This window comes from Pseudomonas linyingensis (genome assembly GCF_900109175.1).
Taxonomy (GTDB): domain Bacteria; phylum Pseudomonadota; class Gammaproteobacteria; order Pseudomonadales; family Pseudomonadaceae; genus Geopseudomonas; species Geopseudomonas linyingensis.
The window spans coordinates 85,161-98,771 of the sequence record NZ_FNZE01000005.1 but is presented as its reverse complement, the minus strand read 5'-3'; the positions used below and the strand labels follow the sequence as shown (position 1 = coordinate 98,771).

Here is a 13,611-nt window from a genome sequence, read left to right as displayed (position 1 = left end):
CAAGCCTACATGGACGTGAAAGTCCGCCACTCAATCAATACCGGAGTCACACGGAAGTGCCTTCTCGGAACCCACCGGGACCGAGGTAGGTAGCCCGCCATACTATGAAATACATGACTGTCGGCGACATTGCTCGTCACTACCGCGTAAGCGACATTCCCGAGGCGATGACGCCGTTTCTTCGCTTGAGCAATATTCTGGACACTATGCACAACGGGCGCCTGCTTGCCGCAACATCCCTTGAGTACTTGAAAGAGAAGAATCTTAAGGCTTTGCACCAACTGGCCACTGGTCAGATCAGCTACGAGGCCTACCTTGTAGTCGCCGATGCAGAGCGCCCGGCCCGTGAAAAAACTGCCGCGTTAGAACGACAAGCCCAAGAAGCCGCGTATCGAGTCCGAAAGGCCGAGCAGGCGGCGAAGAACAAGCGCGAGCGCGAGGCAGCTGAAGCCGCCCGTGTTGCCCGCGAGAGCGATCCCAAGTACATCGCCAAGATGAAGAGCCAGGCTCTGCGCAGAAAATACGGGATGGACTTCGTCGAGCAACCTCTGTTTGCACGGATGATGGACATTCTCAAGCGTATCGACGCCGGCAATCGTCTCGCCGAGGACGACTTTGTCTGGCTCACCACAGTGGCCAGGGAGTACTTCTCGGAGGAACTGCAGAAGGCCTATCACCTGCGCGAGGCCGAGTTCTACGCTGGCGAGTTTCGCCGCACTCAGGATCCGTGGAACGCGGTCAACGGCAGCGGCCATTATCGAAAGTGTGATCAGCCAAAAACGGCGCTTGAACTGCTCGATAGCGTGCCTGCCAATCGCCTCAAAGACTCCAAGGTCAAGTCTGCCATGTGTACCACCCGCGGCGGTGTCATGCGCGACATGCGCCGCCTTGACGAGGCCCGACAGTTGGGCGAACAGGGGCATGAATTCCAGCCGCGGAACTTCCGGCCATGCACTTTGCTCGGGGCCGTGCATATTGAGCTGGGCAACTTGGGCGAGGGCCTGGACTGGTATGCCAAGGCAGAGGAGCGAGGGGCCAGCGAGCGCAGCATCGACACCGAGCTGCGCAGCATTTTCCAGAGAACGGAGAAGGCCAAGCGCGAAGCCATCAAGGCTGCGCTGTTGGCAGATGATCCAACCCGATACCGTTGGGTGAATGACAAGAAGTATTGGAGTGCTTGAGTTGCCCGCGGGTTTGAGTTTGCAGTGACGAGCCTCGGCATCAGCTACTCGTTCAGCTCGAGGCGATTGTCCACTTCTTACCGATCCCGGCCTGCAATTTACTGCAGGTCGGGATGGTCAACTCAGGCGCAACCGCTACGCAGTTTCACAACGAGTAACTCCCCAACTCCCTTGCAATCAACATCCTTTGAATCTCGCTGGTCCCTTCATAAATCTGCGTGATCCTTGCATCGCGGTAGTAGCGCTCGACCGGGTAGTCCTCCAGGTAGCCGTAGCCGCCGTGGATCTGGATGGCGTTGGAGCAGACCTGTTCGGCCATTTCCGAGGCGAACAGCTTGGCCTGGGAGGCTTCGCTGAGGCAGGGCAGGCCGGCGCTCTTCAGGCGGGCGGCGTGCAGGGTGAGCAGGCGGGCGGCGTTGAGGCGGGTGTGCATGTCGGCGAGCAGGTTGGCGATGCTCTGGTGCTCGATGATCGGCTTGCCGAACTGCACGCGCTCGCGGGCGTAGGCGAGGGCGGCCTCGAAGGCGGCGCGGGCGATGCCGAGGGACTGGGCGGCGATGCCGATGCGCCCGCCTTCCAGGTTGGACAGGGCGATGCTCAGGCCCTTGCCGCGCTCGCCGAGCAGGTTCGCCGCCGGGATGCGGCAGTTGTCGAGGGTCACCGCGCAGGTGTCGGAGGCGCGCAGGCCCATCTTGTGTTCGCTGCGCTCGACGGTGAAGCCGGGGGTGTCGGTGGGCACCAGGAAGGCCGACAGGCCCTTCTTGCCCAGCTCCGCGTCGGTGACGGCGAAGACGATGGCCAGATTGGCGCGCTTGCCGTTGCTGACGAACTGCTTGGCGCCGTTGAGCACCCAGTGCTCGCCCTGCAGTTCGGCGCGGGTGCGCAGGTTGTGCGCCTCGGAGCCGGCTTGCGGTTCGGTCAGGCAGAAGCAGCCGATAGCCCGGCCGGCCGCCAGGTCGGGCAGCCAGGTTTCCTTCTGCGCCTGGCTGCCGTAGTTGAGCAGCGGGCCGCAGCCCACCGAGTTGTGGATGCTCATCAGCGCGCCGGTGGCGCCGTCGCCGGCGGAGATTTCTTTCACGGCCAGGGCGTAGGCGACGTAGTCGATGTAGCTACCGCCCCATTCCTCCGGCACCACCATGCCGAGCAGGCCCAGCTCGCCCATCTGGGCGACCAGGTGGTCGTCGATCCAGCCGGCCTTTTCCCACGCCTGGGCGTGCGGGGCGATCTCGCGGTGGGCGAACTCGCGGGCCATGTCGCGGATCATGCGTTGTTCTTCGGTCAGTTCGAGGTCGTTCATCGCCGTTCTCTCTTGTTGTTCTCGGCTGATCGCTCAGCCCGCGTGGCGGGCCTTGTCGGCAGGCGGGTTGCGGCTGAAGAAGCTCGCGATCCGCTCCGCGGTGACGGCGTCGAGGCTGGGCGGATTCCAGCGCGGCGCCTTGTCCTTGTCGATGATCAGCGCGCGCACGCCTTCCATGATGTCGCCGCGGGCGAACCATTGGCGATCCAGCTCGAGTTCCTGCGCGAAGCATTCGGCGAGCGGCAGCTCACGGCCGCGGCGCAGCAGCTCCAGGGTGATGCACAACGCCAGCGGCGAGCGGCTGTCGAGCAGCTTGACGGTTTCCTCGGCCCAGTGCTGGAACTCCGGGCGTGCCTCGGCCTGCAGCGAGGCGCGGATCGCCGGGAGGTCCGGCTGGGCGAAGTGTTCCTCGATGGCCGGGTGCAGGGCCTTGAGTTCGGCGCCCGGCAGCTTGCGCGAGGCGAGGGTGGCGAGCAGGGTGCGCAGGGCTTCCTGCGGGTGCACGGTCCAGCTCAGGTTGTCGAGGCAGCGGTCCAGCTCGGCGATCTGTTCGCTGGGCAGGCACCAGTCGGCGAGGCCCGCATACAGCGCATCGGCGGCGCGGATCTGCACCCCGGTGACGCCGAGGTAGGTGCCCAGCTCGCCCGGCAGGCGCGAGAGGAAGTAGCTGGCGCCGACGTCGGGGAAGTAGCCGATGGCGGTTTCCGGCATGCCCATCTTCGTCCGCTCGGTGATCACCCGCAGCGAGGCGCCCTGCACCAGGCCCATGCCCCCGCCAAGGACGAAGCCGTCCATCAGCGCCAGGATCGGCTTGCGGTAGGCGTGGATGTACTGGTCGAGGGCATATTCCTCGACGAAGAACTGCTCGTGCTGGCCGTCGCCGCGCTGGTAGCTGTCGTACAGCGCGCGGATGTCGCCGCCGGCGCAGAAGGCCTTTTCGCCGTTGGCGCGCAGGACCACGGCGAGGATCTCCGGATCGTCCGCCCAGATCTGCAACTGCTTGTGCAGGTGACGGACCATCGGCAGGTTGACGGCGTTCAGGCCGGCCGGGCGATTGAGGGTCAGATGGCCGATGCGGTTGCACACCGTGGCCAGTACGGGGGCTTCGCTCATGCCTGGTCGTCCTTGCGGTACAGGTTGATGATCGCCGAGAAGTCCAGGTTGCCGTGGCCCTGGGTGCTGAAGGTCTGGTACAGCTGCTGGGCGAGGGCGCCGAGGATCACCGGTTGGCGGATCTGCTTGGCGGCTTCGCTGGCCAGGCCGAGGTCCTTGAGCATCAGGTCGCTGCCGAAGCCGCCACTGTAGCCGCGCGCGGCGGGCACGTTGTCCATCACGCCGGGGAAGGGGTTGTAGGTGTCCGAGCTCCAGCAGCGGCCGCTGGAGGTGTTGATGATGCCGGCCAGCACCTTGGGGTCGACGCCCAGCGCCACGCCCAGGCTCATCGCCTCGGCTACGCCGATCATCGAGATGCCGAGCAGCATGTTGTTCGCCACCTTGGCCGCCTGGCCGTTGCCGGCGCCGCCACAGAGGACGATGTTCTTGCCCATCGCGGCGAGGATCGGCTGGGCGCGGTCGAAGTCGCCGGACTCGCCGCCGACCATGAAGGTCAGGGTGCCGGCCGCGGCGCCTCCGGTGCCGCCGGAGACCGGCGCGTCGAGCATCGGGTTGCCATGCTGGCGCGCGGCGGCAGCGACTTCGCGGGCGCTCTGCGGGTCGATGGTCGAGGAGTCGATCAGCAGCACGCCGGGGTGGGCGTTGGCGAGCAGGCCGTCGTCGCCGAGGTAGACGGCTTTGACGTGCGCCGCTGCGGGCAGCATGGTGATGATCAGCTCGACGTCCGCCCGGGCCAGCGCGGCCGGGGAGTTCGCTGCGGTTGCGCCGGCCTCGACCAGCGAGGCGACGGCCGCGACGGACAGGTCGAATACGGTCAGTTGGTGGCCGGCCTTGAGCAGGTTGCGCGCCATCGGCGCACCCATGTTGCCGAGACCGAGAAAGCCGATATGCATGGTGAGTCCTCTTCTTGTTCTGGTGGTACGGCTGGCGCAGGGCAGGCGCGCCCTCTCCCGCTGGCGGGAGAGGGCCGGGGTGAGGGTGGTCCTGCTGGCCCTCACCCCCAGCCCCTCTCCCATGAATGGGAGAGGGGAGAACACCATTTATGCGTCTGCCGGTGCCTCACTTCAGGGTGATGGTGGTGTTGACCGGGCCGCCGACCTCGTCCTCGTCGAACCAGCGCTGGGTGACGGTCTTGGTCTGGGTGTAGAACTGCACCACCTGCTTGCCGTAGGGGCCGAGGTCGCCGAGTTTGGAGCCGCGCGAGCCGGTGAAGGAGAAGGTCGGTACCGGCACCGGGATCGGTACGTTGATGCCGACCTGGCCGACGTCGATCTCTTCCTGGAAGTGGCGGGCGGCGGCGCCGGAGCGGGTGAACAGGGCGGTGCCGTTGCCGTTGGGGTTGGCGTTGATGATGGCGATCGCCTCATCCATGGTCGCGGCCTGCAGCACACAGAGCACCGGGCCGAAGATCTCTTCCTTGTAGATGGTCATGTCGGTGCTGACGGCGGAGAAAATCGTCGGGCCGACGAAGTTGCCGTCCTGGTAGCCGGCGACCTGCGGATGGCGGCCATCGAGCAGCAGCTCTGCGCCTTCCTGCACACCGCGCTCGATCAGGCCGTTGATGCGCTCCAGCGCCGCGCAGGACACCACCGGGCCGACGTCGGTGCCGGGCTCGCAGCCGGCGTTGACCTTGAGGGTCTTGGCCTTCTCGACCAGCTCCGGCAGCCAGGCCTGGGCCTCGCCGACCAGGATCACCACCGGCAGCGCCATGCAGCGCTGGCCGGCGGCCCCGAAGGCGGAGCCGACCAGGTTGTTGAGGGTCTGCTGCTTGTGGGCATCCGGCAGGACGATGGCGTGGTTCTTGGCGCCCATCATGCACTGCGCGCGCTTGCCGTTCTGCGAGGCGCGGTTGTAGACGTGGGTGCCGACCTTGGTCGAGCCGACGAAGGACACCGCCTTGATGTCCGGGTGATCGCAGATCAGGTTGACCGCCTCGGCGCCGCCGTGGATCACGTTGAGCACGCCCGGCGGGATGCCGGCCTGCAGCGCCAGCTCGGCCAGGCGCATGGTGACCATCGGGTCCTGCTCGGAGGGCTTGAGGACGAAGGTGTTGCCGGTGGCGATGGCCATCGGGAACATCCACAGCGGGATCATCGCCGGGAAGTTGAACGGGGTGATGCCGGCGCATACGCCCAGCGGTTGCAGCAGGGTGTAGGTGTCGACGCCGCCGGCGACGTTGTTGGCCAGCTCGCCGAGCTGCAGGTTGCCGATGCCGGCAGCGTGCTCGACCACCTCCAGGCCGCGGAACACGTCGCCCTCGGCGTCCGGCAGGGTCTTGCCCTGTTCGGCGGTGAGGATCGCGGCCAGCTCCTTCATGTTCTCGCGGATCAGCTGCTGGTACTTGAGGAAGATGCGTGCGCGGGCGCCGATCGGGGTCTTGCGCCAGGTCTTGAAGGCGGCCTTGGCGCTGGCCACGGCGGCGTTCATCTCGTCCTGAGTGGCGAAGGGCACGCGGGCCAGCACTTCCTGGGTGGCCGGGTTGATCACGTCGCGCCACTCGCTGGTGGTGGACTCGACGAATTCGCCGTTGATCAGCAGCTTGACGGTGGGGATGGAGCGGGTAGCAGTCATGGTCACCTCGCCTTTGCAGGCTTGCCTTGTTGTTGTTCTTGCCGGGGGCTGCCGGCGTGTTGGAACAAAACTAGCAGTGGAAAATTGCTTGGCATAGCCGGGTGATTTGCACAGTTGCTCTGCGTTTTTGCACAATGGCTCAAGCCCGGCTGTTTCACGGGCGTTATCCGGGAGCCACCGATGGACTGGGACAACCTGCGCTACTTTCTCGAACTGTCGCGCGCCGGCACGCTGACCGCGGCGGCGCGCCGCCTGAACGTCGACCACACCACGGTGGCGCGGCGCGTGCAGGCGCTGGAGAAGCAGTTCGGCCAGCCGCTGTTCATTCGCGGCGGCGCCGGCTACAGCCTGGCCGAGGCCGGTCGGCGCCTGCTGGCGCAGGCCGAGGCAATGGAAAGCGCCTTCCTGGCCATCGAGCAGCCGGGGGAGGGCGGTGCCGACACGCTGTCCGGCTTGGTGCGCATCGGTGCCACCGAAGGCTACGGCGTCGCCTTGCTGGCCGGGCAGCTGGCCGGCCTCGGTCAGCGCTATCCGCACCTGGGCATCGACCTGCTGGCGGTGCCGCGCATGGTCCAGCTGGCGCGCCACGAAGCCGACATCGTCATCACCCTGGACCGTCCCGAGCGTGGCCCGTACATCATCACCAAGCTGACCGACTACGTGCTGCGCCTGTACGGCTCGACCGACTACCTGGCCCGCCACCCGCCGATCCGCCGCCGCGAGGACCTGCGCGAGCACCGCTTCGTCAGCTACATTGAGGACCTGCTGTACAGCAAGGAGCTGTACTACTTGGACGAGATCGGCCGTCCCGGCCAGGTTGCCCTGCGCAGCACCAGCATCCTCGCCCAGCAGAACGCCGTGCTGGCCGGCGCCGGGCTGGCGATCCTGCCGAGCTTCAGCGCTCGCCGCGAGCCGGGCCTGCAGGAGGTGCTGGCCGACGAGATCGAGTTCGTGCGCACCTTCTGGATGCTGATGCCGGCGGAGAACAAGGACCTGGCGCGCATGCGCGTGTGCTGGGACTTCCTGCGCGAGATGGCCGGGCAGAACCAGGATCTGATGATGGGGCGCGGGTAATGATCTCCAGCGCAGCAGGGGCGAATTCATTCGCCAGCGCGGCCCCGTCAGGCGAATGAATTCGCCCCTACAGATCGACGTGCGCCAGGTGTCGGTGACCATTCAGTTTCGATTAAGCGGCACGGGCTACAGTGAACCCATCGAAAGCCACTCACTCCCCAGGAGACTGAAAAATGAACAAACTGACCGCTCTGCTTGCCACTGCCCTCATCGCCGCCACCGCCGGTGTCGCCCAGGCCCGCGATCTGGGTCCGGACGAGGCGCTGAAACTGCGCGATGCCGGTACCATCATGTCCTTCGAGAAACTCAACGCCGCCGCCATCGCCAAGCACCCGGGTTCCACCGTCGAGGAAACCGAGCTGGAAGAGGAATACGGCCGCTACGTCTACCAGGTCGAGCTGCGTGACGCCCAGGGCGTACAGTGGGACCTCGAGCTGGATGCCACCAGCGGCCAGATCCTCAAGGACCACCAGGACGACTGATGATCAGAACCACGCCCTTCCTCGCCGCTCTTGTCCTGTGCCTGATCGCCACGGCGCAGGCCCGCGACCTCGACCAGGACGAGGCCCTGCGCCTGCGCCAGGAGGGCGTGATCCAGCCGCTGCAGCAGTTGCTGCAGCAGGCCATGCAGCGCTACCCCGGCGCACGCCTGCTTGAGGCCGAGCTGGAGGAGGAGAGCGATCACTACGTCTACGAAGTTGAGCTGCTCACCGAAGGTGGCCAGGTGCGCGAACTGGAGCTGGATGCGGTCACTGGCCGCGTGCTGAAGGACGAGGAGGACGACTGATGCGCCTGCTGCTGGTGGAGGACAACGTCGCCCTCGCCGACGAACTGCTCGCCGACCTGACCCGCCAGGGCTACGCGGTCGACTGGCTGGCCGACGGCCGCGACGCCCTGGTGCAGGGGGCCACCGAACCCTACGACCTGATCGTCCTTGACCTCGGCCTGCCCGGCATGCCGGGGCTGGACGTATTGCGCCAGTGGCGTGGCGACGGACTGGCCACCCCGGTGCTGGTGCTCACCGCGCGCGGCAGCTGGGCCGAGCGCATCGAGGGCCTCAAGGCCGGTGCCGACGACTACCTGAGCAAGCCCTTCCATCCCGAGGAACTGGCCCTGCGCATCCAGGCGCTGCTGCGCCGCGCCCACGGGCTGGCCAACCAGAACGAGCTGAAGGCCGCCGGCCTGGTACTCGACGAGGCGCGCCAGTGCGTGCGCCGCGGTGACGAGGAGGTGGTGCTCACCGCCGGCGAATTCCGTCTGCTGCGCTACTTCATGCTGCATTCGGGGCAGATCCTCTCCAAGACCCAGCTCAACGAGCATCTCTACGACGGCGAGAGCGAACGCGACTCCAACGTCATCGAGGTGCACGTCAACCACCTGCGCCGCAAGCTCGGTCGCGAGGTGATCGAGACCCGCCGCGGTCAGGGCTACCGCTACGCCGGCGACGCGGAGCAGGGCCGGTGAAGTCGATCCAGAGCCGCCTCGGCCTCGGTCTGGCGGCGACTCTGCTGTTGGTCATGCTGGCGCTGCTGCAGGGTAGCCTGTGGCTGTTCGACAGCGGCCTGCGCCGTTACCACGAAAGCAACCTGCAGGACGAGGCGGAAACCCTGCTCACCGCCCTGGTGCGCGGCGAGGGGGGCGTGCAGTTGGACGAGCGCCGCCTGCACCCGGCCTACCAGCGCGCCTATTCCGGGCGCTATTTCCGCATCGACTTCGCCGACGATATCTGGCGTTCGCGTTCGCTGTGGGACAGCGAACTGCCGCGCCCGGCAGGCAAGGGGCTGGCGCCGGCGCTGGCCGAGGGCGTCGCCGGCCAGCGGTTGCTGGTGTTTCGCGGCGACTATCGGCGTTTCGGCCAGCAGCTGAGCATCAGCGTGGCGCAGGACTACACGCCGGTGCTCAGCAGTCTGGCGCGCATCCGCTGGCTGGGCCTGGGCCTGGGTGCCGGCAGTCTGCTGCTGGTGCTGTTGCTGCAATGGCTGACCGTGCGCCGCGCACTGGCGCCGCTGGAGCGGGTGCGCCGGCAGATCGCCGAGCTGCAGGCCGGCCGCCTCAGCGCTCTGGACAGTCGGGTGCCGCGCGAGCTGGAGCCTCTGGTCGGGGAGGTCAACCACCTGCTCAGGCACACCGAAGACACCCTCAGGCGCTCGCGTCACGCCCTCGGCAACCTCGGCCATGCCCTGAAGACGCCACTGGCGGTGCTGGTCAGCCTGGCCAATCGTGAGGAACTGCGCGCCCATCCGGCCCTGCGCGCCACCCTGGTCGAACTGCTGACGCAGATCGACCAGCGCCTGGCCCGCGAGCTGGGCCGCGCGCGGCTGGCTGGCGAGGCGCTGCCCGGTGCGCACTTCGACTGCGCCGCCGAGCTGCCGGCACTGTGCGCCACCCTCCGGCAGATCCACCCGCACGTCGATATCGACTGGCAGGCGCCAGCCGGGCTGCGCCTCCCGTGGGACCGCGAGGACTTGCTGGAGGCGCTCGGCAACCTGCTCGACAACGCCTGCAAATGGGCCGACAGCACCGTCAAGGTCAGTGCCGGCGAGGAGGCCGAGGGCTACTGGCTGTGCGTGGAGGACGACGGCCCGGGCATCGTCCTGGCGCAGCGCGAGGCGGTGGTCGACCGCGGCAACCGGCTGGACGAGCAGGTGGCCGGCCACGGCCTGGGCCTGGCCATCGTCCGCGACATCGTCCAGGCCTGCGGCGGCAAGCTGAGCCTGGAGGACAGCGCCGAGCTGGGCGGGCTGTGCGCGCGGATGCGCCTGCCGCGCCGAGGTCGCAACTAGCGGCGCAGAGCGGCCCGCCACTGCGACCAAGTGTCTCGCTAGGTCTTTCGTCATACTCAGGGGAGTATGATGGCTCCAGCCCGCACGCCAACGGTGTTCCGAACAGCGACTAGAGTGGATTACTGGTCGCCGCCGGATTGGCGAACGCAGGTCATGGAGCTGTCACTATGCCGCAAGTACCTCCGCAGTCGCCCTGGCGCATCCCCCTGGTGCGCGAGATCGGCATCATCCTGTTGATCAAGCTGGCCATCCTGCTGACCATCAAGGCGGTCTGGTTCACCGAACCGATCGTGCCGGTCAACGGCAGCGAACGGGTCAGCGAGCGTCTGCTTGGCACGTCCCAAATCTCTCCCGCATCACCTGCATCCCTGAACGAGGAGGAACCGAGATGATCTCGGAAGCCGTCGTCGACCTGTCGCGTCTGCAATTTGCCATGACCGCGATGTATCACTTTCTGTTCGTGCCGCTGACGCTCGGGCTGGCTTTCCTGCTGGCGATCATGGAGTCGGTCTACGTGATGACCGGCAAACAGGTCTACAAGGACATGGTCAAGTTCTGGGGCAAGCTGTTCGGCATCAACTTCGCCCTCGGCGTCACCACCGGTCTGACCATGGAGTTCCAGTTCGGCACCAACTGGGCCTACTACAGCCACTACGTCGGCGACATCTTCGGCGCGCCACTGGCCATCGAGGGGTTGATGGCGTTCTTCCTCGAATCGACCTTCATCGGCCTGTTCTTCTTCGGCTGGGATCGGCTTTCCAAGGTGCAGCACCTGGTGGTCACCTGGCTGGTGGCGCTGGGCTCCAACCTGTCGGCGCTGTGGATCCTGATCGCCAACGGCTGGATGCAGAACCCGGTCGGCGCCGAGTTCAACTATCAGACCATGCGCATGGAGCTGGTCGACTTCGGCGCGCTGATCTTCAATCCGGTGGCGCAGGTCAAGTTCGTGCACACCGTGGCGGCCGGCTACGTCACCGGGTCGATCTTCGTCCTCGCCATCTCCAGCTACTACCTGTTGAAGAAACGCGATCTGGGCTTCGCCCGCCGCTCCTTCGCCATCGCCTCGGCCTTCGGCCTGGCCTCGATCCTCTCGGTGATCGTCCTCGGCGACGAGTCCGGCTACGAGATCGGCGACGTGCAGAAGACCAAGCTGGCGGCCATCGAGGCCGAGTGGGAAACCCACCCGGCACCGGCTGGCTTCACTCTGTTCGGCCTGCCCAACCAGGAGGAGATGCGCACCGACTACGAGGTGAAGATACCCTGGGCGCTGGGGCTGATCGCCACCCGTTCGTTGGACGAGGAGGTCAAGGGCATCAAGGATCTGATCGCCGAGCACGAGGGGCGCATCCGCAACGGCATGGGCGCCTACGCCCTGCTCGAGCAGCTGCGCGGCGGCGACAAGAGCGCGGAAACCATCACGGCCTTCGAGGCGGTCAAGCACGACCTCGGCTATGGCCTGCTGCTGAAGAAGTACACGGGCAACGTGGTGGATGCCAGCGAGGAGCAGATCAAGCTCGCCGCACAGGACACCATTCCCCATGTGTTCAGTCTGTTCTGGAGCTTCCGCGCCATGGTCGCCTCGGGCTTCCTGATGCTGGCGCTGTTCGCCTGCGCCTTCTGGGCTTCGGCGCGCAAGAACGAGGAGTCCAAACCCTGGCTGCTGCGCTGGGCGCTGCTCAGCCTGCCGCTGCCGTGGATCGCCGCACAGACCGGCTGGTACGTGGCCGAGCATGGCCGCCAGCCCTGGTCGATCGGCGAGGTGCTGCCGACCCACCTGTCGGCTTCCAGCCTGACCACTGGCGACGTGTGGGGTTCGCTGATCGCCCTGGTGGCTTTCTACAGCCTGCTGCTGGTGATCGAGATGTACCTGATGATCAAGTTCGCCCGTCTCGGCCCGTCCAGCCTGCACACCGGCCGCTACCACTTCGAGCGGCAGGCCGCCGCACAATCCGCCCAGGCCTGAGGAGAGCGTCATGTTCGACTATGAAACCCTGAAACTGGTGTGGTGGGTGTTGATCGGCGTGCTGCTGATCGGCTTCGCCCTCACCGACGGCTTCGACATGGGAGCCATGGCGCTGATGCCCTTCGTCGGCAAGACCGACAACGAGCGCCGCGCGGCGATCAATACCATCGCCCCGCACTGGGACGGCAACCAGGTGTGGTTCATCACCGCCGGCGGCGCGCTGTTCGCCGCCTGGCCGATGGTCTATGCGGTGGCCTTCTCCGGACTGTACTGGGCGATGTTGCTGGTGCTGTTCGCGCTGTTCTGCCGCCCGGTCGGCTTCGACTACCGCAGCAAGCTGGAGAACCAGCAGTGGCGCAGCGCCTGGGACTGGGCGCTGTTCGTCGGCGGCGCGGCACCTGCGCTGCTGTTCGGCGTGGCCTTCGGCAACCTGTTCCTTGGCCTGCCGTTCCGCCTCGACGAGCTGATGCGCTCCACCTACGAGGGCTCGTTCTTCGCTTTGCTGCATCCCTTCGCCCTGCTCGCCGGGGTGGTCAGCCTGAGCATGCTGTGCGCCCATGGCGGCGCCTGGCTGATGATGCGTACCGACGCAGAGCTGCACCAGCGCTCGCGCAAGGCGACCCAGCTGTGCGCACTGGTGTTCCTGCTCGCCTTCGCCGGGGCCGGGGCCTGGCTGGCGCTGGGCATCCAGGGCTTCAGTCTAGTCGGTGGCTTCAGCGATCTGGGCGCAGCGCTCAACCCGCTCAACAAGCAGGTCAGTCTGGACAACAGCGGCTGGCTGGCCAACTACGCCCAGTATCCATGGACCCGCATCGCCCCGCTGGCGGGGCTGGCCGGCGGCCTGCTGGCGCTGCTCGGCGCACTGTTCAATCGTGGCGGCGTGGCTTTCCTCGGCAGCAGCCTGGCCATCGTCGGCACGATCTGCACCGCGGGCTTTGCGCTGTTCCCCTTTGTGTTCCCGTCGAGCCTCGACCCGGCGTCGAGCCTGACCATGTGGGACGCGGTGTCCAGCTACAAGACCCTGGGCATCATGCTGGTGGTGGCGGGGATCTTCGTGCCGCTGATCCTGCTCTACACCCTGTGGTGCTACACCCGCATGTGGGGCCGAGTGACCAACCAGACCATCGAGAGCAACCCCCACGGGTTGTACTGACCAAGGAGAACGACACATGTGGTACTTCACCTGGATTCTCGGCGTACTGCTGGCCTGCAGCTTTGGCATCGTCAACGCGCTGTGGCTGGAAACCACCCAGAACCTCGACGAGGAGACGGTGGGTGACGACTGAGGCACGTCCCTGGTTACGGCGCGGCCCCAGCCGCGTTGTCTCCCTGCTGCTGGCCACGCCGCTGGCGCTGGTGCTGCTGATCCATCCCGCCGCCATGCTCGACGCCGAGGGCGGCTACAGCCACGGTCTGCTGATGCTGGTGATGTGGGGCATCTCCAGCGGCTTCATCCATGGTGTCGGCTTCGACCCCTACAGCCGGCTGTGGCGCACCGCGTTCCATCCGCTGGGCGGCTGGCTGCTGATGGGACTGGGCTATGGAATCTTGTGGCAGGCCCGCGGCTGAATGCGGATGTCGAGTGATAGATAAAACAAATCAGCAGGCTTGAATCAATCAACTGTGAGC

At 66.4% G+C, this 13,611-nt stretch carries 15 protein-coding genes; 11 read left to right on the top strand and 4 right to left on the bottom strand.

Going from position 1 to position 13,611, the window contains the following annotated elements; translation table 11 throughout:
- Positions 1–104: 104 nt before the first annotated feature.
- A complete protein-coding gene (locus BMZ19_RS07895) occupies positions 105–1,181 on the top strand; it encodes a hypothetical protein (protein ID WP_090309433.1) in 1,077 nt (358 codons plus the stop codon).
- A 145-nt stretch (positions 1,182–1,326) separates the two neighbouring features.
- Here the strand turns inward: BMZ19_RS07895 and BMZ19_RS07890 are convergent, their stop codons facing one another.
- The 4 genes from BMZ19_RS07890 to BMZ19_RS07875 all read right to left on the bottom strand — a co-directional run bounded on the left by BMZ19_RS07890 (position 1,327) and on the right by BMZ19_RS07875 (position 6,162).
- Positions 1,327–2,478 (bottom strand): acyl-CoA dehydrogenase family protein, encoded by a 1,152-nt coding sequence (locus tag BMZ19_RS07890; protein WP_090309431.1) that lies wholly within the window; start codon positions 2,476–2,478, stop codon positions 1,327–1,329.
- Positions 2,479–2,511: 33 nt separating this feature from the next.
- Positions 2,512–3,591 (bottom strand): enoyl-CoA hydratase/isomerase family protein, encoded by a 1,080-nt coding sequence (locus BMZ19_RS07885; RefSeq protein WP_090309428.1) that lies wholly within the window; start codon positions 3,589–3,591, stop codon positions 2,512–2,514.
- Positions 3,588–4,484 carry a 3-hydroxyisobutyrate dehydrogenase gene (mmsB, locus tag BMZ19_RS07880; RefSeq protein WP_090309424.1) on the bottom strand — a complete coding sequence of 299 codons (897 nt, stop codon included), beginning with the start codon at positions 4,482–4,484 and terminating at the stop codon, positions 3,588–3,590. Before mmsB ends, BMZ19_RS07885 begins: the two co-directional genes overlap by 4 nt.
- A gap of 166 nt (positions 4,485–4,650) precedes the next feature.
- Entirely contained in the window at positions 4,651–6,162 is a 1,512-nt protein-coding gene (locus BMZ19_RS07875; RefSeq protein ID WP_090309421.1) for a CoA-acylating methylmalonate-semialdehyde dehydrogenase, read from the bottom strand.
- Positions 6,163–6,342: 180 nt separating this feature from the next.
- On the opposite strand from BMZ19_RS07875, the gene BMZ19_RS07870 reads away from it, so the two are divergent.
- The 10 genes from BMZ19_RS07870 (at position 6,343) to BMZ19_RS07825 (ending at position 13,551) form a co-directional block, all read left to right on the top strand.
- A complete protein-coding gene (locus tag BMZ19_RS07870) occupies positions 6,343–7,236 on the top strand; it encodes a LysR family transcriptional regulator (RefSeq protein ID WP_090309418.1) in 894 nt (297 codons plus the stop codon).
- A 173-nt stretch (positions 7,237–7,409) separates the two neighbouring features.
- Entirely contained in the window at positions 7,410–7,718 is a 309-nt protein-coding gene (locus BMZ19_RS07865) for a PepSY domain-containing protein (protein WP_090309416.1), read from the top strand.
- Entirely contained in the window at positions 7,718–8,023 is a 306-nt protein-coding gene (locus tag BMZ19_RS07860; RefSeq protein WP_090309413.1) for a PepSY domain-containing protein, read from the top strand. The genes BMZ19_RS07865 and BMZ19_RS07860 overlap by 1 nt, the downstream gene beginning before the upstream one ends.
- Positions 8,023–8,700 carry a response regulator transcription factor gene (locus BMZ19_RS07855; protein ID WP_090309410.1) on the top strand — a complete coding sequence of 226 codons (678 nt, stop codon included), beginning with the start codon at positions 8,023–8,025 and terminating at the stop codon, positions 8,698–8,700. Before BMZ19_RS07860 ends, BMZ19_RS07855 begins: the two co-directional genes overlap by 1 nt.
- Positions 8,697–10,019: an ATP-binding protein gene (locus BMZ19_RS07850; protein ID WP_090309407.1), complete on the top strand. Its 1,323-nt coding sequence runs from the start codon at positions 8,697–8,699 to the stop codon at positions 10,017–10,019. The genes BMZ19_RS07855 and BMZ19_RS07850 overlap by 4 nt, the downstream gene beginning before the upstream one ends.
- Before the next feature lie 167 nt (positions 10,020–10,186).
- Positions 10,187–10,411 carry a cytochrome oxidase putative small subunit CydP gene (gene cydP / locus BMZ19_RS07845; protein WP_090309405.1) on the top strand — a complete coding sequence of 75 codons (225 nt, stop codon included), beginning with the start codon at positions 10,187–10,189 and terminating at the stop codon, positions 10,409–10,411.
- A complete protein-coding gene (locus BMZ19_RS07840; RefSeq protein ID WP_090309402.1) occupies positions 10,408–11,982 on the top strand; it encodes a cytochrome ubiquinol oxidase subunit I in 1,575 nt (524 codons plus the stop codon). The genes cydP and BMZ19_RS07840 overlap by 4 nt, the downstream gene beginning before the upstream one ends.
- 10 nt (positions 11,983–11,992) lie before the next feature.
- Positions 11,993–13,135, top strand: coding sequence for a cytochrome d ubiquinol oxidase subunit II (cydB, locus tag BMZ19_RS07835; protein ID WP_090309400.1), 1,143 nt, complete (start codon positions 11,993–11,995; stop codon positions 13,133–13,135).
- 16 nt (positions 13,136–13,151) lie between these two features.
- On the top strand, positions 13,152–13,268 hold the full coding sequence (gene cydX / locus BMZ19_RS07830; protein WP_090309398.1) for a cytochrome bd-I oxidase subunit CydX: 117 nt from the start codon (positions 13,152–13,154) through the stop codon (positions 13,266–13,268).
- A complete protein-coding gene (locus tag BMZ19_RS07825; protein WP_090309394.1) occupies positions 13,258–13,551 on the top strand; it encodes a cyd operon YbgE family protein in 294 nt (97 codons plus the stop codon). The genes cydX and BMZ19_RS07825 overlap by 11 nt, the downstream gene beginning before the upstream one ends.
- The last annotated feature ends 60 nt before the right edge of the window (positions 13,552–13,611 follow it).